Source organism: Pedobacter aquatilis, from assembly GCF_030409415.1.
Lineage (GTDB): Bacteria > Bacteroidota > Bacteroidia > Sphingobacteriales > Sphingobacteriaceae > Pedobacter > Pedobacter aquatilis.
In genome coordinates this window covers 62657-83167 of sequence record NZ_JAUFPW010000036.1, presented here as the reverse complement: position 1 = coordinate 83167, position 20511 = coordinate 62657, and the positions used below count along the sequence as shown (strand labels likewise).

Here is a 20511-nt window from a genome sequence, read left to right as displayed (position 1 = left end):
CAGTAGTAATCCACAAAATCTAACCCAAACACATTAAACTAATCATGAAAAAAAGTTTATTAATAATCTTTTCAATAATACTTTACACGAGTTATTCTTTTGCTCAAAATCCAATAACTGGTAAAATAAAAGGACCAAATGGTTCAATAATCCCAAATGCAACAATTAAAGTAAGAGGCACAAATTTAACGGCAAAGGCAAATGAGCAAGGTATTTTTACTATTGATGCAAAACAAGAGCCGCCATTTTACATCCAGGTAAGTTCCGTTGGTTATAAACCTCAGGATTTTCAGATATTAAAACTTCAAGACACAATTGAACTCGTTTTAGTAGAAAATACTCAATTAGATGAAATTGTAGTAACATCAAGAAGAAGATCAGAAGTTTTGCAAGATGTGCCAATTCCAATTACTGTAATTGGTGGCCAAGCAGCTGAAAACGCCGGAGCATTTAATGTTAATCGTTTAAAAGAATTGGTTCCATCTGTGCAACTTTATGCATCTAATGCTCGTAACACAACTTTAAACATCCGTGGATTAGGTTCTACTTTCGGTTTAACAAATGATGGTATAGACCCAGGTGTTGGTTTTTACGTAGATGGAGTTTATCATGCTCGTCCGGCCGCGACCTCAACAGATTTCCTTGATATTGAAAGAATAGAAGTTATTCGCGGTCCGCAGGGAACATTATTTGGTAAAAATACAACGGCTGGTGCATTTAACATAACTACTACAAAACCAACGCAAACGCCATCTGCAAAGGCAGAAATTAGTGTTGGTAATTATAATTTTATACAAGCTAAAGCATCTGTTTCGGGTGGCTTAACAAAAAATCTTTCGGCTAAAATATCAATCTCTGGTACGCAACGCGATGGAACAATTTGGAACACAAGAGAAGAAAGATTGTATAGCGGACAAAATAACCTGGGTTTTAAAGGTCAACTATACTTTACGCCTTCAGATAAATTACAAGTTTTGTTAAGTGGTGATGTAAGTATTCAGCATCCGGCTGGTTATCCTTTGGTTATTGCTGGTGTAACTCAAACAGAGCGAAGTGCTTATCGTCAATATGCCAGAATTATTTCTGATTTAGGCTATCAACAGCCAAAAATTGATCCTTTTTCAAGAGAAATTAATACCAATACGCCTTGGAGACATAACCAATCAATTGGCGGATTATCAGTAAACGTTGATTATAAAATTGGCGGCGGAACCTTAACTTCAACTACTGCCTGGAGATTTTGGAACTGGGATCCAACAAATGATAGAGATTTCTCAGAAGTTTCAGCGCTTACAAAATCTCAGGGCAATTCTCGTCACGATCAATATTCGCAAGAAATTAGATATGCCGGAAACATTACAGATAAATTAAGTGGTGTAATTGGCGTTTTTGCATTAGGTCAAAATCTACAAGGCTTAGGTCAAACTGAAGAAACAGGAAAAGACCAATGGAGATTTGTTCAAACAGCAAATACTGGTGCTCAAGCGTTATATTCAACTCCAGGTTTATTAGATGGTTTTGGTATTAGAACAAATTCAACAATTAAATCGCTAAGTGCTGCGGTTTTCGGTCAGGTAGATTGGGAAGTTTTAGAGCATTTGCATGTTCTACCAGGTTTAAGGTTTACGTATGATAAAAAAGATGTAGACTATGACAGAAACACTTATGGCGGTTTGCAAACAACAGATGCCGCCTTATTAGCATTAAAGGCAGCAGTTTATAGCAACCAACAATTTAATACCAGCACGCAAAACAATAATCTATCTGGAAATATTACTGTTTCTTACAGACCAACAACCAGATTAAATATTTATGGAACTTTCTCCACCGCTTACAAACCTGTTGGGGTTAATGTTGGTGGATTACCAACTACATCAAATGGTCAGGCAGATTTAAGTTTAGCTGTTGTTAAACCAGAATATGTTGAACACTACGAATTAGGTGTTAAAACAAAACCTTTTAAAGGCGCAATACTTAATGTAACGGCTTTCAATACCGATATTAAAGATTATCAGACAAATGTTCAATCACCACAATTGGGTGTTAACAGAGGTTATTTAGCTAACGCTGAAAAAGTAAATGTTAAAGGTTTAGAAATTGACGGAACTTATCAATTAGAAAGATTTTTATCTCTAAATGCAGCTTTATCTTACCTTGATGGTAAATATGAAACATTTACAAATGCACCACTTCCGTTAGAAGAAACAGGGCATACTGAAGTTATAAACGGTGTAGCAACACAAGTTGCTTTCAAAGATGCTTCTGGTGGTAGATTACCAGGGATTTCTAAATGGAATGTTTCAGGTGGGGCAGAATTAAGTACTGCAGGTAATTTAACAACTCAAGCCGGAAGATATTTTGTTGCTGGTGATGTAAGTTACCGTTCAGATTATTCATCTAATGCAACGCCTTCAAGTGTGTTAAATGTTGCAGGTTATTCATTGTTTAATGCTCGTTTAGGATTCAGATCAGACAAATTTTCGTTTTTTGTTTGGAGTAGAAATATCGGAAACAAAAATTATTATGAACAGCTACAAGCGGCGGCTGGAAACTCTGGCTTATACGCAGGCGTTCTCGGCGACCCAAGAACGTATGGCGCAACCTTGCGCTTTAATTTTTAAGCAAATCTTTTCTCTCATATACTTGGTTAAAAGGCGTCGATTTATCGGCGCTTTTTGTTTTAACGAAAATAAACTACCGTAATTGAGCGCTAAACCATAAAAAGTATAACTGTAACAGCTTTGTGCAGAATTAAAATTTATTGAGCAATTTGAAAATCTTAACTTCGTTAAATTTTTGATAAATGAATAAATTAAAAGCCGTTTGTGTTTATTGTGGCTCAAATTTTAACGGCGATGAAAAATTAAGAAGCGCAATTAAAGAATTAGCTCAAAGTTTAGTAGAACAGCAAATCAGATTGGTTTACGGTGGTGGAAGTGTTGGGGTAATGGGTGTTTTAGCTAATGATGTTCTTGAGCTTGGTGGACAGGTAACTGGTGTAATTCCTCAATTTTTAATGGATAAAGAGGTTGGGCATAAGGGCGTTACGGAGATGATTCTTACTGAAAATATGCATCAACGTAAACAAAAAATGGCCGATTTGAGCGATGGTTTTATTATATTACCTGGAGGTTTTGGCACATTAGAAGAATTTTTTGAGGTATTAACATGGTTGCAGTTAGGTTTGCACAATAAACCAATTGGAGTTTTAAATGTTAATGGCTTTTACGACCCGCTATTTGCGCAAATGGAGGTAATGGTTCAACATAAGTTTCTTAAGCCTGCAAATCGAGATTTGGTATTTAATGAAGAAAGCGCAAAATCATTAATTGATAAAATGGATAACTTTTCTGCTACACCAGATGAGGTTTGGTTTAGGGAGCGAAATCTGATATAAAATACAATAAATAATAAATTGCTTTGAACTAAAAAGCATCACAAAATATATAAAAATGCAAATCATTTCATCACACGCAGAATTTGAACAACATTTAGGTAAAGCGTTAGGCGTATCTTCATGGCATAAAATTACTCAAGAACAAATAAATAAATTTGCCGATGCTACTTTGGATCATCAATGGATACACACCGATGAGGATAGAGCTAAAAATGAAGGACCATTTAAGGCAACTATTGCACACGGCTATTTAACACTTGCTTTAATTCCTTATCTATGGAAAGAAATTGTTGAAATTCGTAACTTGAAAATGGAAATTAATTACGGTATCGAAAGCTTACGCTTTGCACAACCTGTAATTGTTGATAGTAAAATTAGGTTAAAGGCAAAATTGGCATCAATTGTAAATCTTCGTGGCGTTACAAAAGTACACATGGGTATAGAAATGGAAATTGAAGACCAGAAGAAACCTGCCTTTACTGGCGAAGTTGTTTTCTTATATCATTTTATTACAGAATAAAAATATTTGAGTTACCACATCATTATTTTGTGTGGTAACTTCTAATCTTTATTAAATTTCTTTTTAATAAATCCACTAAGAGATTCTTCCTCTAATTCTTCTAAGCCACTTAGTTCCAGCTCTAAAGCTTTGGTACTTATCTGAATTTCAATTAGTGAGATTACCAGCGAAATCATAAAGAATATCAAACTCAAGGCAAAAAGAATTTCTGCAATTGTATTCCACCTTAAATAAATAAAAAACATACAAAATAAGCAACTGGCGAAGCTTAAAACACCAAAAGCTTGCATGTTTTTTATCAGCTTTAAGCGATAACGAAGATTTCCAATTTGCTTGTGTAATGCAATGTTTTTATCCTCCGATTCGTATTTTGATTTCAAACTTCTAACCAAACTTGCTAAAGCTAAAAATCGATTGGTGTAAGCCAGCATAATTAAACTTATCGCCGGAAATAGTAGTGCAGGGATATTTATTGTTAACTCCATTTAGCTTTATTTAACCAAAAATATTATTTTAAATGGATATTGAGATGTTTTTGCCGCAAAGAACGCTAGGTTTTCGCAAAAAAAGCAAAGTTGGATGCTTGAAATGATTACAGTTACCACAGAAAAAACAGAGGTCTTCACAGCGTAACACAAAGTGATGAAGATTATTTCTTTATTGCATGATTAGAATTTTTCACTTTTATTCTCTGTATTTTTCTTTTTGCCGTTAATGGTTAAAAATAATCTGCGCACATTAGGGTTAAAAACCGAGATAGACCGGAAACCAAATCAGTCGCAACGCATTTTGTAAAAATAAATTTAAATTGCCGCCATGAATATCGAATTTAACAAGAACGAAGATGTAAACAAGCAATTGGTTTACGAGTTAAAAGTTAAACTAAAAAAAATCTACCAAGGAGGTGGCGAAAAAAATGCTGCCAAGCAGAAGGAAAAAGGTAAACTGCTTGCCAGAGAGCGTGTAAATTATTTAATTGATAAAGATTCAGCATTTCTAGAGGTTGGTGCATTCACTGCCGATGGAATGTATACAGAACAAGGTGGTTGTCCTTCGGCTGGCGTGGTTTGCGGTATAGGCTATGTGAGTGGGAGGCAATGTATGATTGTTGCTAACGATGCCACTGTTAAGGCGGGTGCCTGGTTCCCAATGACTGCTAAGAAAAACCTCAGGGCACAAGAAATTGCAATGGAAAACCGATTACCAGTAATTTATTTGGTTGATAGTGCGGGTGTTTATCTGCCAATGCAAGACGAAATATTTCCTGATAAAGAGCATTTTGGGAGAATGTTTCGTAATAACGCAATTATGTCATCAGAAGGAATTGTTCAAATATCGGCTATAATGGGTGCATGTGTAGCCGGTGGCGCCTATTTGCCAATTATGAGCGATGAAGCAATGATTGTAGATAAGACTGGCTCAGTGTTTTTAGCAGGTTCTTATTTGGTAAAATCAGCCATAGGTGAAGAAGTAGATAATGAAACTTTGGGTGGTGCGACTACACATTGCGAAATTTCTGGCGTAACGGACTATAAGCATCCTAACGATGAAGCTTGTTTAGATAGTATTCGCAATATAATAAGCAAACTAGGTGCTCCGGAAAATGCAGGTTTCGATAGAATTAAGTCAGCCAAACCTAAACAAAAGGAGGAAGAGCTTTATGGTATAATTCCAGAAAACAGGGATATACAATACCAGATAATGGATATTATTAACCGCTTGGTTGATGATTCTGAATTTGAGGAATATAAAAAGGGTTACGGACAAAGCATTGTTTGTGGTTTAGGCAGAATTGATGGATGGGCAGTTGGTATTGTTGCTAACCAAAGAAAAGTAGTGAAATCTAAAAAAGGCGAATTGCAGTTTGGTGGTGTTATTTATTCTGATAGTGCCGATAAAGCCTCACGTTTTATTATGAACTGTAATCAAAAGAAAATTCCATTGGTTTTTTTACAAGATGTAACGGGTTTTATGGTTGGAAGCCGTTCAGAGCATGGCGGAATTATTAAAGATGGTGCCAAAATGGTAAATGCCGTTGCAAATTCTGTAGTGCCAAAATTTACTATTGTTATCGGTAATTCTTATGGTGCTGGTAATTACGCCATGTGCGGCAAAGCTTACGACCCACGATTAATTTACGCCTGGCCAACTGCAAAAATTGCAGTTATGGGTGGCGCACAAGCAGCAAAAACTTTATTGCAAATTCAGGAAGCATCTTTAAAAGCAAAAGGCGAAGTTATTACGCCAGAAAAAAAGGCAGAACTACTCAAAGAAATCACCGATAAATACGATAGTCAAACTACCCCATATTATGCTGCATCAAGACTTTGGGTAGATGGAATTATTGATCCAATGGAAACTAGAAAAGTCATCTCCATGGGTATCGAGGCTGCAAATCAATCGCCAATTAAGAAAAGATTTAACGTTGGTATAATTCAAACCTAATAGGTTGTTTAACAACTAAACCTAAAAAAAATGGCTACTCAGAAACTGACATTAAGAAAATTTTTGGTGAATACTTTATACGATTCATCAATCAGAACAAGGCGTGTTGATTAGAATGATAACATTTATCTAAAGTTCATTGTTAATAAGTAAACTATGTTGACAATGCCCACTTGTTAACAATTATTTAAAGCACTAAATTTGCTTTTCGATTATTGAATTTCAAACACGCAATATAATGTCACAAGAAAACGAGCACGTTCAGTGTTTAATTATTGGTTCTGGTCCGGCTGGTTATACAGCTGCAATTTACGCAGCCAGAGCAGATTTAAAACCAATTATGTACACCGGAATGCAAGCTGGTGGTCAGTTAACGCAAACAACTGATGTAGAAAATTTCCCGGGTTATCCGCAAGGAATCATGGGGCCTGAGATGATGGAAGATTTCCGTAAACAAGCAGAACGTTTTGGTACTGATATTCGTTTTGGTTACGTAAGCTCTGTCGATTTTTCTTCTACGCCGCATAAGGTAGTGGTTGATGAAATTAAAACCATTACTGCCGATACCGTAATTATTGCTACAGGCGCAACTGCAAAATGGTTGGGCTTACCAAGTGAGCAACAATACAATGGTTTTGGCGTTTCTGCTTGTGCAGTTTGTGATGGTTTCTTTTTTAAAGGACAAGATGTAGCAATTGTTGGGGCAGGAGATACCGCTGCCGAAGAAGCAACTTACTTAGCAAAACTTTGCAAAACCGTTCATTTACTGGTTCGTAGGGACGAGTTCAGAGCTTCGAAAGCAATGGTTAGCCGCGTTCTAGCTACGCCGAATATTATTGTGCATTACAATACCGAAACTGAGGAAATTTTAGGGAATGGTAAAAATGTAACTGCAGTAAAGGTTATAAATAATCAAACTAACATTACTTCAGAAATTCCTGTCGAAGGTTTCTTCGTCGCAATTGGTCACAAGCCGAATACAGATATATTCAAGGGACAATTAGATATGGATGAAACAGGTTATTTGAGCACCAAACCAGGCTCAACCTTAACAAATATCGAAGGTGTTTTTGCCTGTGGCGATGTTCAGGATATGTATTACAGACAAGCTGTAACGGCTGCGGGTTCTGGCTGTATGGCTGCTTTAGATGCTGAAAGGTATTTGGCTGCTAAAGAACATCCTATAGAAGCATAAATAACTATTGTTATAATAAAAAAGAGAGAAATCAGTATTGGTTTCTCTTTTTTTGTAAAGCAATTTTAGGTTTTCCATAGCTTATTACAGCCCGGCTTTCCGTTAAATCTTTTTGGCATCGTTCTGCAAAAATCAATGCAACTGCAACAAAAAGTATATCACTTCAATCCGGTTTAATTAGTTTAAAGCAGTAACACTTCTGAAACTTTCCCGGCAAAATTTTTAATGCTTGTTGAATGGTAAATCAAACGTTTGATGTTGATTGTAACGAAAATGTGCTAATTATAATATTCACATAATCTATATCTTGGGGTATATAACAAAACCAAATCTATATTATGAACAAAGTATTTTCGATTTTCATTGGCGTGTTAATCAGTACATCTGTTTTTGCCCAATCAGACCCAAATTTGGGCATTATTCCGGCTCCGGTATCAATCAAAAAAAGCAGTGGTAATTTTGTATTAGATAAAACCGCAGTTTTAATAAATCAAAGTATTGATGGTGCAAAATCAGCAGATTTACTAAACGCATTTATAGTAAGTAATGCGGGTTTTGCATTGAGAGAGGTTAAACTTTCACAGCAGAATCAAAAATCAATTATTTTAACATCCGTTGGTGCTGATAAATTACCTGTAGAAGGCTATAACATAATTGTAACACCTAATCAAATCAAACTGGTTGGTAAAGGTGCAGGATTGTTTTACGCAGTACAATCTTTTATGCAAATGCTGCCTGCAAAAGGTTCAGGTGCAATAAATATTCCTGCAGTAACAATTAACGATTATCCTCGTTTCAGTTACCGAGGTACAATGCTAGACGTATGCCGTCATTATTTCCCGATTTCGTTTATCAAAAAATATATCGACCAGCTAGCATACTATAAAATCAATACTTTTCATTGGCATTTAACTGATGACCAAGGATGGAGATTAGAGATAAAAAAATATCCAAAATTAACTACCGTTGGCTCTGTAAGAAATGGCTCTGTAATAGGTCATTATCCTGGCAACGGAAATTATTTAACAGAAGTTAAAGGATTTTATACTCAAGATGAAGCAAAAGAAATTGTTCGCTATGCCGCAGAAAAATTCATTACCGTAATACCCGAAATCGAATTGCCTGGACATGCATCAGCAGCAATTGCGGCTTACCCAGAATTAAGTTGTTTTCCAGATAGAAATACTTTTGTAAGTGATAAAACGCCATGGGCTGGAAGCAGAAAAGGTAAACAGGTACAGCAAACCTGGGGGGTATTTGACGATATTTTTGTTCCATCAGAAAACACATTTACTTTTTTAAACAATGTATTAGATGAAGTTATTGCAATATTTCCATCGAAATATATTCATATCGGTGGCGACGAAGCACCGAAAACCTATTGGAAAGAATCTCCTTTTTGCCAGCAATTAATGAAGCAAAAAGGGTTAAAAGATGAGCACGAATTACAAAGTTATTTCATCCAAACAATTGAGAAACATGTGAATGGAAAAGGTCGTTCTATAATCGGTTGGGATGAAATCTTAGAAGGCGGTTTAGCACCTAATGCAACGGTAATGAGTTGGAGAGGAGAGGATGGCGGTATCGCTGCTGCGCAACAAAACCACGATGTAATTATGACACCAGGCTCAATGGGTTTGTACATCGACCATAAACAATCAAACTCTCCAGATGAACCTGTTACAATTGGTGGTTATGCTCCTTATCAAAAAATATATGCTTACGATCCGATTCCGAAAGTATTAACTGCCGACCAAAGAAAACACATTAAAGGTGTGCAGGCAAATATGTGGAGTGAGTACATTAAAACACCTGAAAAGGCTGAAAATCATGCTTTCCCACGTATATTAGCATTGTCAGAAATTGCGTGGAGCCCGGTTGAACGTAAAGATTTAAAGAATTTTAGTGAAGAACGTTTGCCAAACCATTTGGCTAACTTGGATAAAAAAGGCTGGAATTTGTGGGTGCCTACACCAATCGGGCAAAGTGATAAACCGCTTACTGGAAGTGACTTTACAATTGATTTAAAGGTTCCGATAAAAGGTGGTAAAATTTATTATTCACTTGATGAATCAAGACCTTCGGAAAACGCATTTTTATATACAAAACCAATTTCAGTAAAAGTTCCACAAGGTGAAAAAAGAACTTTAAAAACGATTGTAATCGCTCCAAGCGGTAAGAGAAGCGTTACAACTGAAACCATTTTAGATAACGGCGCACCAGTTGCTAAAACTGAAGCGAAGAAATAAAAATATCTTGTTTAAAAAATCTAATTTTCTTAATTTGGTGAATAGAATAAACGTCCCAAAGAAATGAAAATAAGAACTTTAAGAAAACAGCATCTTTTGCTTTTAGTGGGGATGCTGTTTTGCTTATCATGCACTGAAACCGAAGAAGTAAAGGAAACTAAAATTGAAACTCCAGCTGTTAGAAAAAATCCATTTCCATTTTATACAGATATTGAAGTTAAACCTGGGCTAAACTTTGAAGTTTTTAGTTGGGGAAAAGGCAAAGATTCTATCGGAGGTTATCAAATACTGATGTCGGATTCTGTAAAAAACATTTATCGTTCAACATCAGTAGAACGCAGTGGAATTTTAAACGATGCATGGAATATGGATTTGGATAATGATGGTAATCCAGAAATTTATATTCAGCTTTTGAGAGAAAAAACAGTTTTAGATTTGAATGTATTTGAATATTCATCAGGTAATTTTAATAAAATTAATTTCCCTTCATTAACTTCAAATCAAAAAAAAGGATATAATGGCAACGATAAGTTTTTTATAAAAAATGGAGAATTGTATCGTTCGTTTCCGGCTAAAGATGTTGAAGATAGCACTAAGACAATTACCAAAACCTACCAATATAAATTAAGAGGAAATATTTTTTCTACAGATGAAGTTAAACCTGAATAATTTTGAGTAACAAAAAGTTTTCATTAAAAGATAGAATTAAGAGTTTTGGATACGCTTTTAATGGATTGAAGTTGTTTTTCTACACAGAACACAACGCAAGAATACACTTGTTAGCAGCAATTTTAGCTTTAGCTATTTCTTTTTGGCTGAAAATATCTTCATTAGAATGGGTTGCAATTATTGGTATAATTATTTTAGTTTTTATTGCTGAGATTTTTAATTCGTCAATAGAAAAGCTGGCAGATGTAGTGTCTCCAGAAATCAATCCTAAAATAAAAATTGTTAAAGATTTAGCAGCAGGAGCAGTATTGATTGCTGCTATATTCGCCGTGATTGTTGGTTTAATTATATTTTACCCAAAGTTATTTCCTTGAATCGGCTAAAGTAGCTGCTTTAGCCTCTGCAATTTTATCTTCGATTATTTTGTCCCAGCGTGCCTGCATCTTACGATTTATTCCATGTTCGGTTTCGTCATCGTAATTCCGTTGCATGGTATCATAATATTTGCTGATTTGGTTGGCTAAATCTGAAATTTGATTCTTAAAGTTTTTGACGGAGTAATTTCTGTTTTTCAATACTCTATCAGATTCTAACTGAAGGATATAATGAATATTTACATGGCCTTGTTCGTGATGTAGTAAGTTAGCTTTAGTTTCTTCGTTATTAATTTTATCCCATTTTACCCAAGAACGGTTTTTATCAATAGCAACCTCATTTTTTAAATTTATTACGACCCGATTGCGGTATATCGTTGATTCATAACTGTATTTCCAAGTCATTGAAGTAAGGGCAAAGTATGGTGAGTTTTCATCGGGTTTGCCTTTGAAATAAGTTTCGAAGTTTAATTGTACAGGTTCTGGAAAATCCTGCTTAAAAGAAATTAATGGTAAGGAAACGGCAATTATAATAAATAAGACAAGGTTTTTCATAGCAAAAAACTAATTGAAAAAACCGTGCCTAACTATTTTCTATTCTGAGATTTGTATACTAATTCGTTCAAATTTTTCTATTAGTAATGAAATTCGTTCTTTTTCACGTTTTATAACTGCTTTTCTTAAAATAGTAGAGCAGAATAGAATCCATAATGCAGTTAAAGCAATGGCAATAACTTTTTGAACCATGCTTAAATATGCTAGTACTTCAATAAAATAAAACAATATACCAAGCGATAAGGCTACCGTGTAAAACCAATAAAGTGTGTTGTAAAGTTTATAACGGTTTAATTGATAGGTTTTTAAATTGTTTAAGTATTGGTTAGGGTGTACGGTAAAATCTGTTTTAGAAATTAATCTGTAATCACGATAAAGAATTAATGTGTAAACTCCAATTGCTACAATTGTAATGCTTATACCTACATGTGTAGTCCACGATTCGAAGTGGAAAAATATCCAAAGCGCTGCGATTGCTATAAAAGATGCTAGCATACCTAAAATATTCAAAGCAGATTTTAGCTTCAATCCATTCACTTCTTTCTTTGCCTGTTGCAACATTTCATCTGCAGAAACTCTAAGTTCTACATCATGCTTTTGCCACAACTCCTGTATTTGATCAAACGCTTGCATATTGGTTGTATAATTCTGTTAATTTCTGTTTAATACGATGAATTTTTACTCTTAAATTGCCTTCACTAATTCCTGAAATATCTGCTATTTCGTGGTATGGTAGTTCATCTAATACCATGGTAATAATCAAGCGATCGTTTTCTTCGAGCTTAGAAATACAAGTATAAAGCAATGCAACTTGTTCATTTTTTTCAGAAAATTCTTCGATTTTATTTTCAATAATATTATCGGTTAACTCGTCTTTTGCCTGTCGTTTTTCAGAGCGTAAATAAGTTAAACAGGTGTTAACTGCTATTCTGTATATCCAGGTAGATATTAATGATTTGTTTCTGAATTTATCAAGATTTTGCCAAACTTTTAAAAATGTTTCCTGTAAGAGATCGTTAGCTGCATCGGTATCGCCTGTGTAACCATAACATAAATGGAATATTTTTTTGGAATTCGAATCGAAGATTTGCTTAAATAACTTGTCTTTTTGCTCCATTTAGTAGGATGTAATTGCTTTTTAGATGGTTGGTTGTATCTTTTGTTACAGCCTTAGTGTAAAAAATCTACGGATTTGATAACGTTGAAAAATCAAAGTTTGTTACACGGCGTAAATATCGTAGTTTTACCAAATTAACAAAGCCACAAACTTTATTATTTATGAAGAAAAACAGACTCACTATTTTTATTTTCATTGCGCTGATAGCGGGTATTGCCTTAGGATATATTTTGAATGTTAACTCCATAGATGTATACAATCAGAATATTCTTAATGCCGATGCTAAAGTTAAGAGCATTGAGGTTAGTATTGCAAAATCTACAGATACTACAACTGCTGCCTTTACACAACTAAAAGCCGATAAAAAGATAAATGCTAAAATCAAAAAGGAAAATGAAGAAATACGAGAAAAAAAACTGGAGTATTTTACGCTTCTTAGTGATATCTTTTTAAGATTAATAAAGATGATTGTAGCGCCATTAGTATTCACTACACTTGTAGTTGGCGTTGCTAAGGTTGGTGATATTAAGGCTGTAGGTCGAATAGGTGGGAAAACCTTAGGTTGGTTTGTTGCAATGTCACTTATGTCGCTCGTATTGGGCTTAATTTTAGTAAACATTTTTGAACCTGGGAGACATATGAAGTTAACCCTGCCAGATCAATTGGTTAATACAGGAATTCAAAAGACTGCAATGAGTGTTAAAGATTTTATCGCTCACGTTTTTCCAAAGAGTATTGCCGAATCAATGGCAACCAATGAAATCCTTCAGATTGTAGTGTTTTCACTATTTTTCGGAGTTGCAACTGCTGCAATTGGTGATTTAGGTCAGGTTGTAATTAAAGCCTTTGATGCTATTGCCCATGTTATTTTAAAAATGACTGGTTATGTAATGAATTTTGCACCACTGGCCGTTTTCGGTGCCATGACGGCGATTGTTGCAAAACAGGGTTTATCCGTATTAAATACTTATGCAATATTTATAGGCGAGTTTTATTTTGGCCTAGCCATTTTGTGGTGCGTTTTAATTTTCTTAGGTTTTCTAATCCTGAAAAAACGAGTATTTAAACTTGTAAACGATATGAAAGAACCTGCAATACTGGCGTTTAGTACAGCGAGCAGTGAGGCTGCTTATCCAAAAACGATGATGCTTTTAGAGCGTTTTGGTTGTAAAGATAAAATTGTGAGTTTTGTATTGCCGCTTGGTTATTCCTTTAACCTTGATGGCTCCATGATGTACATGACCTTTGCTTCCTTATTTATTGCGCAGGCTTATGGCATCCATTTAGGCTTTGAACAGCAAATTTCAATGCTGTTAATTTTAATGTTAACCAGTAAAGGTATTGCCGGTGTACCAAGAGCTTCATTAGTAGTTATTGCAGGTACAATTGCCAGTTTTAATATTCCCGAAGCCGGTTTGGCACTATTAATTGGTATAGATCCATTATTGGATATGGGCCGTTCGGCTACTAATGTTGTTGGTAATAGTATCGCCACTGCTGTAGTAAGTAAGTGGGAAGGCGAACTGAAAGACGCCTAAATTTAATCATACAAAATTTAATCATTCAAAATTCAAGCAAGTGTCAAGTAGAGGAAAAAAGATATTTTTAGCACTCACCATTATCGTACCAATGATAATTTATTGTTACATATATTATAAACCAATTATAAAAAATGCACCATTCAGAAAGAACGATTTTGTTTCTTTAGATTATAAATGGGGGATAAACGATACGTTAGAAAATGAGTACAATTCTGCCGATAGCTCATACCGATATCTAAATAGTCGTGATTCTGTTATCGTTAAAAAAGTTGGGTTAAAAAGCGATGATATTCTTTTCATCCATAGTAAAGCTAATGAGCTGGGTTTATGGAATTTTCCTGATACAATTGGTGTGCAGAGCGCTAAGTCAAAATTAGTTCCGCGTTACGATATGTTTTTTAAATACAAGGAGAAAGATAAACATGTTGTAATTTATGGCGATTTTGATGGTAATCCAAAACTTTTAGATGCTGCGATGCAAATGAGAAAAATTATAGAAGAAACCATAAACCAAGCCGAAAAGCGAAGCGGTAAATAGTTTCTTATTAATATTTTTGAAAGCCTGATTAAAGAACATTTAATGTTTTAATCAGGCTTTTTTGTTTTAAAGCTATTTCGTATATTTACGATTATTTCGTAATAAATGGAGAAGTTAACGATACAAGAAGAAGAAGCAATGCTTGCGGTTTGGCAATTGGGCAAAGGCTTTATAAAAGATTTTATGGATGTTTTACCAGAGCCAAAACCGCCATACACTACGCTGGCATCAACAATAAAAAATCTCGAACGCAAAGGATATTTAGCAAGTGAAAGATTTGCAAATGCAAACCAATATAAGGCAAAAGTTAAAGAAGCCGATTATAAAAAACGATTTATGAATGGTTTTGTAGATTCTTATTTTAAAAGCTCATACAAGGAACTTGTTGCTTTCTTCGCAAAAGATAAAAAGATTAGTGCTGAGGAATTAAAAGAGATAATTAATCTAATCGAAAACCCAGAAAAATAGTGTTATGCCTTATTTGTTTTTGGTTTTATTGAAAATAAATTTAGTGCTCGTTTTGTTTGCGCTGACCTATTATCTAGTGCTCCGTAAATTAACGTTTTACATCTTAAATCGTATTTTCTTGATTTTTGGGATTGTATTTTCAACTGCCTACCCATTAATAAACTTAACGGAAATTTTTAATAACCATAATGCTTTGCCCGCATTTGTTCCAGGTTTAAACCAGAATGTTAGCCAGCTTATTCAGGTAGAATCTATCTCGGCTTTATGGCAAATAATCACGATGGTGTTTTATTTGGGTGTATTGTTTATGGCCTCAAGGTTAATCATTCAATTTATTTCGCTTTATCGGGTGCACAAAAACTCAAGCGCAGGAATGTTAAATGATTTGAAGATTAGAATTTTGAGTGATAAAATCAGCCCATTTTCTTTTTGGCAAAATATTTATGTAAATCCAAACCTGCATAAACCACAAGATTTGAATAACATCATCGAACACGAAAAAATACACGTTGATGAACTACACACTTTAGATATTATATTGGCAGAAATTAGCCTGGTTTTTTATTGGTTCAATCCCGGTGTTTGGTTAATGAAAAAAGCAGTTAAAGAAAATATAGAATTTATAACAGATAATAAAATACTTAAAAAAGGTGTAAATAAAAAGGCTTATCAATATAGTTTACTGGATGTTGGAACTTTACAAAATCCGGTATCAATCATTAATAATTTTAACCTTTCTGATTTAAAAAAGCGGATAGTAATGATGAATGTTAAACCTTCATCAAGTGTTAATTTAACAAGGTATGTGTTTGTTTTGCCAATAATTCTTTGTGTGAGTTTGGCTTTTACAATTGATAAAAAGGATATTGAAAAACAAATTGTTTTGGTTAATAATCATTTAAGTCAAAGTCAAGAACCTCAAAAAACAATTGCTATTGAAAAAGTTGCTTCTGTAAAAGGGAAAAATAAATCAAAAATTGTTAAGAAGAAAAATATAATTTCAGATTCTATTCAGAAATTTTCCTTTGTATTTAAAACGAATTTTAAAACTGCCAATTCCTCAAATCAATCTATAACGGATGAATTAAATAAATTGGTTGGTAAAGTAATCCATGTCGTTCCAATGAAGAATGCAGAAGCCAAAACTGTTTTTTATCACACCGCTTTTAAGGATACGGTGAAAACAAATCCGTCTGCAATTAGCATGTTTTTTCAAGATTCAAATACTAACCAATCAGATAAACCTTTGAAAGGGACTATTAATAAGGTTGTATTGATAAAAGCAGTTACTAAATCATCCCATCGTAATAATGGAATTAGTTTTAGTTCCACTGGCTCAATTGGAGAAATTGATTACTTTATTGATGGTAAAAAGGCGACGAAAGATGATTTTAAAAATTTAGATATGAATAATGTGCAAGATATCAAGATGCAGAAAAGTTCATCTGGTGAAATTCATATTACAACCAAACCATAAAGCAAAAGCATCCGCAATTATCTGGATGCTTTTGTTCTAGAAATTAAAAGTTGCTTTTAGCATAGCTACTCTTCCAGGTATTAAGTAAGTACCTGTAGTTAATGAATTTGCATAAATATAAATTGCATCGAAGCGTTTAATGTTTGCAAGGTTTGTTATTCCGAATTCGAGGTCGGTTTTAAATTTTAAAATTTTGTACTTCACATTTGCATCTGCAAATAAATATTTCAAATTCGGTTGGTTTGATTGGTTCGTAAATAAATGCTCTGCTGATAAATTAAGGTACACATTTTGCAAAGTTGTAATTGCGAGTGTAGATTGTTGCCTCAGCTGCCTGAAATTGGTTTGAATTGCATTTGCAATTTCAGCTTTATTTTTAGTAACGGAATAGGTAGCACTATAAGACCAATTCATAAATTTTGTCAGTTTAGCCTCAAAACCGCCTTTGTAAGAAATATTATCAGTTTTAAAGGGCAGCAGATTACTGTTTTGTAACTGGCTGTATTTGCTTTCAGTATAACTTATTCCAAAATTAACAGTACTCTTCAAAGCAAAAATATATTTGCTTGCATTTGCATTAAAATTTAGATTTTTTATCTCATTTTCTAATGGCAAAACAACCCGCTGCTGAATATTATTACTCAAACTATAGGATGAAATTGTATTTAATTCAGTTTCATTGTAACCAACTGAAGCATTGAAGAAAAACATTTGCATTGCTTTTCTAAAGTTAAATCCGCCGTTAATTCCATGCATTTTTGATTCTGAAATTGGTGCATCATTCGCAAACAACGATCTATAGTTCTTTAAAACCATACCTCTGTAAATATCATCTATTCCGCCTAAATCATTCTTATAGTAATAATTGGCGGTAATATAATTTTCGATGCCTGTTTGATATTTTAAATTTAAAGAAGGATTGAAGAAAACTTTATTCAGTTTATTAGTTAAATCATTAACCGGGTCAATATAACGAATGCTATTATAGCTTGCTGGAAGGCTTATCCCAGCTTTAATTTTATCGTTTGTATATTCGTACGTTGCATCGATATAAAACCTGTTTTTATTCCAATTCAAATCATTTACAGCATTTTGAGAAACTAATTCCAAAGTTCCATTGTTCTGGGTGCGGTAAAGTTCTGAATTTAAATTTTGCTTTTGGATATTGAATCCCGCTTTATAAGTCTGGGCAAAGCCACCTTTTACAAATGCAAAAGAAACGTAATTATTTGTATACCAGGTTGGTAATTTAACGTATTGATTTAGTGCAAGGTAATTATTGCCATTGTTTAAAATATCGGCATTCAATCCGGGTGTAACATTTAATTGTTCTGGTTGGGCACTATGGTTAAGGTATGAGTAAAAATTTACAACATTCTCCGACTTCATTTTTTTCCGATAATTAAACTCGTTCGAAACCTCAATATTTTTCTGGTTTAGCTGTTGATTGGCGTTAATATTATTAATTAAAAACGCAGATGTTGTTTTGAATGGTGCATAATCTACAACCAAATTGTTATTAAAGTATTCTAACTCCCTATTGTTGTTCAAATTAAATTGCGCCCTTATTTTTTGTGGATTGATGTTGTTGTTTTGATATTCAGAAAAACTGATGGTTTGATTAGCCAGATAAGTTTGAGAAAATTTGCTGTATTCTTGCTTACGATCATCGTACAGATAAGATAAATTTGCCCTTAACTGTAAGTCCTGACTAAACTTATATAAGTTGTTTAGATTTACTACTGCTGCTTTATTAAATAAATATCTGCTTTGCGGTAATGATGGTACCCCAGCTGCGCCTGTAGATAAAAATCCACCAGGTTTACTGTTGTCTACACGTTTCAAGTAATCAGCTAAATTATGCGACGTTAAATCTATGCCCGGATCATTTCCTATGTTATTCCCCTTCAAATTGTTAATAAACTTAAGTTTTTTATTAAACAACATTGCCGTAAGGTTTTCATCAAAACGATTTGGCGTTCCGGCACCCACAGTAGCATCACCCATAACCTTTAGTTTAGCTTCATCTTTAATCACCAAATTTAAAGCAACATCATCGCTGGTATTATTCTTTCGCATCATTTTAATTGGCTGATCATTCTGAATTACCTGAACCTTATCAACTGCACCTTGTGGGATGCTCTTGGTGCCAATGTTGTATTTATCATCCAGCAAGTTATCGCCATCTATGTATAAATTTGATATCGATTTCCCATTGTAACTAACTTTTCCATTTTCAGCAACTTCAATACCTGGCATTTTCTTCAACACATCACCAATGGTTCGGTCCTGCTTATCTGCAAAATCTGCCGTTCTATAATTTAATGTATCGCCATTTGCTGTAAGCGATGGGCGATTTTTTACAACAACAGTTTCCAGGTTGGTTTCGCTAACCTGTAAAGTAAAATTATAGTCTTTATTAATATCTGCAATAAGCATAGATTGTTTTTTATAGCCAATGCTCGAAAGCTCAATTTTGTAACCTGTAATTTGATTGTTTTTTACAGATAGGTTAAATGCTCCACTTTTATTTGTTCTGGTAAAACTGATAATGTTGCCTTCCAAATCTTTTAGGTTAACATTTACAGATTCTATTCCAACTCCGGCTACATCTTTTGCTGTACCTTTTATTGTATTTTGCGCAAAAGCTGTTGTTAGTGAAATCAAAGCTAGAATTAATATATAGAAAGCCTTTCTCATTTTTTTTCAGCAATTTCTATCGGATTATTTATTTCACGCTTTACAGCCGGGTTTCCAGGAGTGGGAGTAGAGGTACTTCTTTTAAATGTTCCCTGAATTCCATTTGCAGCCATCTGTGCTTGCATAAATCCCTGAGGGTCTTTATCTCTTGCCGCTTTCAGTTTATCTAACTCTTTTCTTGATGTTTTAATAGCATCAACAGGAAGCTTTATTTCCGAACCTAAATATGAAGTGCTTGTTTCTATGCCTGTTATTTTTATTGTACCTGGCGTGCCATTCGGCATAGTAATTTTTTGGTCCCCGTCAGATGCGTTTTTTTCGTCAGCAACACTTACATTTTCTAATCCTGCAAATTCAAATTTAACTTCTTTTTTATCATCATAAGCTTCTACAATTAAGCCAGGTAAGCCGTTTAGTTTCCACGGGCCGCTTTGAAAAGGCATATCAGTAGCAAACCAAGCAATCCAATTTCTGCCTTTAAATTTTGCGACAGCCTTTTGGCAAGCAATACCAGAAAAACTCATCGTATCCTTACTTATTTTCCAATCAATTTTTTGTACAGTTTCTTCAATTAAGTAGTTGTTTACTAGCCTTTCTTTGCTAAAGATTTTTTGCTCATTGGCGAAAAAGAAATAATCAATCTGTGTAACTGGAGATTTCATTTCACTCTTGATTTCGATTTTCATATTGTTACTGCCAGCTTGATTTTTAATTTGTTCTTCAATTTGCTTTTTAGCATTTATGGCTTGGTTTAGTTTATCATAACTGGTGTAAACAGATGCATTTTTTCCAACCACCAAAAGCATATTTTCTTTATGTGGCTTGTCTTTTTGTGTAGTATCTTGAATGTGGGTAAAAGTATATCTTACCCTGGCAAGCGCTTTATCTGCGTTTTGACCGAAAGTTGATGCAACAATTAATGTTGCGATGGAGGTAATTAAAATGCGTTTCATAATTTTTTAATGTTTATTTGTTATTTACTTTTCGTAAAACTACGAAATATTCGTAATAATAAAAGGTTTTAACAATTTTTAACTTTCATAAAAAATGATTTGATTTGGAAATGAATGTTCGGTAATACTTAGGAGGAGCAAGTCGTGCTTTTCGTTGCAACAAAAGCAGAAAAAGCTTTTGGTTTCTACTGCAATCGGTTTCAAGAACAACAGTAATACTAAACCAATGCAATTTGCCAAGCGCTAACAATAATATAGTTGCTAACCTGTGTAAATTAAACCTGACAGCAGCGAGCACGAAGCCGAATTTTTT

The 20511-nt window shown here is 34.1% G+C and carries 18 protein-coding genes; 12 read left to right on the top strand and 6 right to left on the bottom strand.

The window, feature by feature from the left end:
• Window positions 1–44 precede the first annotated feature (44 nt).
• The 3 genes from QWY86_RS18645 (at window position 45) to QWY86_RS18635 (ending at window position 3917) form a co-directional block, all read left to right on the top strand.
• Window positions 45–2621: a TonB-dependent receptor gene (locus tag QWY86_RS18645; RefSeq protein WP_290244327.1), complete on the top strand. Its 2577-nt coding sequence runs from the start codon at window positions 45–47 to the stop codon at window positions 2619–2621.
• A gap of 182 nt (window positions 2622–2803) precedes the next feature.
• Window positions 2804–3397: an LOG family protein gene (locus QWY86_RS18640; RefSeq protein WP_290244326.1), complete on the top strand. Its 594-nt coding sequence runs from the start codon at window positions 2804–2806 to the stop codon at window positions 3395–3397.
• A gap of 55 nt (window positions 3398–3452) precedes the next feature.
• A complete protein-coding gene (locus tag QWY86_RS18635) occupies window positions 3453–3917 on the top strand; it encodes a MaoC family dehydratase (RefSeq protein ID WP_290244324.1) in 465 nt (154 codons plus the stop codon).
• 41 nt (window positions 3918–3958) lie between these two features.
• Here QWY86_RS18635 and QWY86_RS18630 read toward each other — a convergent pair whose 3' ends face one another.
• Window positions 3959–4402, bottom strand: coding sequence for a DUF2721 domain-containing protein (locus QWY86_RS18630; protein WP_290244323.1), 444 nt, complete (start codon window positions 4400–4402; stop codon window positions 3959–3961).
• A 331-nt stretch (window positions 4403–4733) separates the two neighbouring features.
• Between QWY86_RS18630 and QWY86_RS18625 the strand changes: the two genes are divergently transcribed.
• The 5 genes from QWY86_RS18625 to QWY86_RS18605 all read left to right on the top strand — a co-directional run bounded on the left by QWY86_RS18625 (window position 4734) and on the right by QWY86_RS18605 (window position 10849).
• Window positions 4734–6362, top strand: a complete 1629-nt coding sequence (locus tag QWY86_RS18625) for an acyl-CoA carboxylase subunit beta (protein WP_290244322.1) — start codon at window positions 4734–4736, stop codon at window positions 6360–6362.
• Between the two features lie 238 nt (window positions 6363–6600).
• Complete coding sequence (gene trxB / locus QWY86_RS18620; protein WP_290244321.1) at window positions 6601–7557, top strand: thioredoxin-disulfide reductase; 957 nt, start codon at window positions 6601–6603, stop codon at window positions 7555–7557.
• Window positions 7558–7895: 338 nt separating this feature from the next.
• Window positions 7896–9806: a beta-N-acetylhexosaminidase gene (locus QWY86_RS18615; RefSeq protein ID WP_290244320.1), complete on the top strand. Its 1911-nt coding sequence runs from the start codon at window positions 7896–7898 to the stop codon at window positions 9804–9806.
• Window positions 9807–9869: 63 nt separating this feature from the next.
• Window positions 9870–10475: a hypothetical protein gene (locus QWY86_RS18610; protein ID WP_290244319.1), complete on the top strand. Its 606-nt coding sequence runs from the start codon at window positions 9870–9872 to the stop codon at window positions 10473–10475.
• Between the two features lie 2 nt (window positions 10476–10477).
• Complete coding sequence (locus QWY86_RS18605; protein ID WP_290244318.1) at window positions 10478–10849, top strand: diacylglycerol kinase family protein; 372 nt, start codon at window positions 10478–10480, stop codon at window positions 10847–10849.
• Here QWY86_RS18605 and QWY86_RS18600 read toward each other — a convergent pair.
• Genes QWY86_RS18600 through QWY86_RS18590 form a run of 3 tightly spaced genes read right to left on the bottom strand, consistent with a single transcriptional unit; the run spans window position 10838 to window position 12521 of the window.
• Window positions 10838–11404, bottom strand: coding sequence for a DUF922 domain-containing protein (locus tag QWY86_RS18600; RefSeq protein ID WP_290244316.1), 567 nt, complete (start codon window positions 11402–11404; stop codon window positions 10838–10840). The genes QWY86_RS18605 and QWY86_RS18600 overlap by 12 nt on opposite strands.
• A 39-nt stretch (window positions 11405–11443) precedes the next feature.
• The gene (locus QWY86_RS18595; protein WP_290244314.1) at window positions 11444–12037 is read right to left on the bottom strand and encodes a hypothetical protein; all 594 of its coding nucleotides are present in this window, start codon (window positions 12035–12037) and stop codon (window positions 11444–11446) included.
• A complete protein-coding gene (locus tag QWY86_RS18590) occupies window positions 12024–12521 on the bottom strand; it encodes an RNA polymerase sigma factor (protein WP_138821654.1) in 498 nt (165 codons plus the stop codon). Before QWY86_RS18590 ends, QWY86_RS18595 begins: the two co-directional genes overlap by 14 nt.
• Window positions 12522–12682: 161 nt before the next feature.
• Between QWY86_RS18590 and QWY86_RS18585 the strand changes: the two genes are divergently transcribed.
• The 4 genes from QWY86_RS18585 (at window position 12683) to QWY86_RS18570 (ending at window position 16545) form a co-directional block, all read left to right on the top strand.
• Complete coding sequence (locus QWY86_RS18585; protein ID WP_290244312.1) at window positions 12683–14059, top strand: dicarboxylate/amino acid:cation symporter; 1377 nt, start codon at window positions 12683–12685, stop codon at window positions 14057–14059.
• A 40-nt stretch (window positions 14060–14099) separates the two neighbouring features.
• Complete coding sequence (locus QWY86_RS18580; RefSeq protein ID WP_290244310.1) at window positions 14100–14600, top strand: hypothetical protein; 501 nt, start codon at window positions 14100–14102, stop codon at window positions 14598–14600.
• Between the two features lie 105 nt (window positions 14601–14705).
• Complete coding sequence (locus QWY86_RS18575; protein WP_290244308.1) at window positions 14706–15068, top strand: BlaI/MecI/CopY family transcriptional regulator; 363 nt, start codon at window positions 14706–14708, stop codon at window positions 15066–15068.
• 118 nt (window positions 15069–15186) lie between these two features.
• On the top strand, window positions 15187–16545 hold the full coding sequence (locus QWY86_RS18570; protein WP_290244307.1) for a M56 family metallopeptidase: 1359 nt from the start codon (window positions 15187–15189) through the stop codon (window positions 16543–16545).
• A gap of 36 nt (window positions 16546–16581) precedes the next feature.
• Here QWY86_RS18570 and QWY86_RS18565 read toward each other — a convergent pair whose 3' ends face one another.
• Window positions 16582–19245 (bottom strand): TonB-dependent receptor, encoded by a 2664-nt coding sequence (locus QWY86_RS18565; protein WP_290244305.1) that lies wholly within the window; start codon window positions 19243–19245, stop codon window positions 16582–16584.
• On the bottom strand, window positions 19242–20198 hold the full coding sequence (locus QWY86_RS18560) for a GLPGLI family protein (protein WP_290244304.1): 957 nt from the start codon (window positions 20196–20198) through the stop codon (window positions 19242–19244). Before QWY86_RS18560 ends, QWY86_RS18565 begins: the two co-directional genes overlap by 4 nt.
• Between the last annotated feature and the right edge of the window lie 313 nt (window positions 20199–20511).

Coding starts and splice junctions, on each gene's coding strand:
- QWY86_RS18645 (WP_290244327.1), top strand. CDS start 45: ATGAAAAAAAGTTTATTAATAATCTTTTCAATAATACTTTACACGAGT.
- QWY86_RS18640 (WP_290244326.1), top strand. CDS start 2,804: ATGAATAAATTAAAAGCCGTTTGTGTTTATTGTGGCTCAAATTTTAAC.
- QWY86_RS18635 (WP_290244324.1), top strand. CDS start 3,453: ATGCAAATCATTTCATCACACGCAGAATTTGAACAACATTTAGGTAAA.
- QWY86_RS18630 (WP_290244323.1), bottom strand. CDS start 4,402: ATGGAGTTAACAATAAATATCCCTGCACTACTATTTCCGGCGATAAGT.
- QWY86_RS18625 (WP_290244322.1), top strand. CDS start 4,734: ATGAATATCGAATTTAACAAGAACGAAGATGTAAACAAGCAATTGGTT.
- trxB (WP_290244321.1), top strand. CDS start 6,601: ATGTCACAAGAAAACGAGCACGTTCAGTGTTTAATTATTGGTTCTGGT.
- QWY86_RS18615 (WP_290244320.1), top strand. CDS start 7,896: ATGAACAAAGTATTTTCGATTTTCATTGGCGTGTTAATCAGTACATCT.
- QWY86_RS18610 (WP_290244319.1), top strand. CDS start 9,870: ATGAAAATAAGAACTTTAAGAAAACAGCATCTTTTGCTTTTAGTGGGG.
- QWY86_RS18600 (WP_290244316.1), bottom strand. CDS start 11,404: ATGAAAAACCTTGTCTTATTTATTATAATTGCCGTTTCCTTACCATTA.
- QWY86_RS18595 (WP_290244314.1), bottom strand. CDS start 12,037: ATGCAAGCGTTTGATCAAATACAGGAGTTGTGGCAAAAGCATGATGTA.
- QWY86_RS18590 (WP_138821654.1), bottom strand. CDS start 12,521: ATGGAGCAAAAAGACAAGTTATTTAAGCAAATCTTCGATTCGAATTCC.
- QWY86_RS18585 (WP_290244312.1), top strand. CDS start 12,683: ATGAAGAAAAACAGACTCACTATTTTTATTTTCATTGCGCTGATAGCG.
- QWY86_RS18575 (WP_290244308.1), top strand. CDS start 14,706: ATGGAGAAGTTAACGATACAAGAAGAAGAAGCAATGCTTGCGGTTTGG.
- QWY86_RS18565 (WP_290244305.1), bottom strand. CDS start 19,245: ATGAGAAAGGCTTTCTATATATTAATTCTAGCTTTGATTTCACTAACA.
- QWY86_RS18560 (WP_290244304.1), bottom strand. CDS start 20,198: ATGAAACGCATTTTAATTACCTCCATCGCAACATTAATTGTTGCATCA.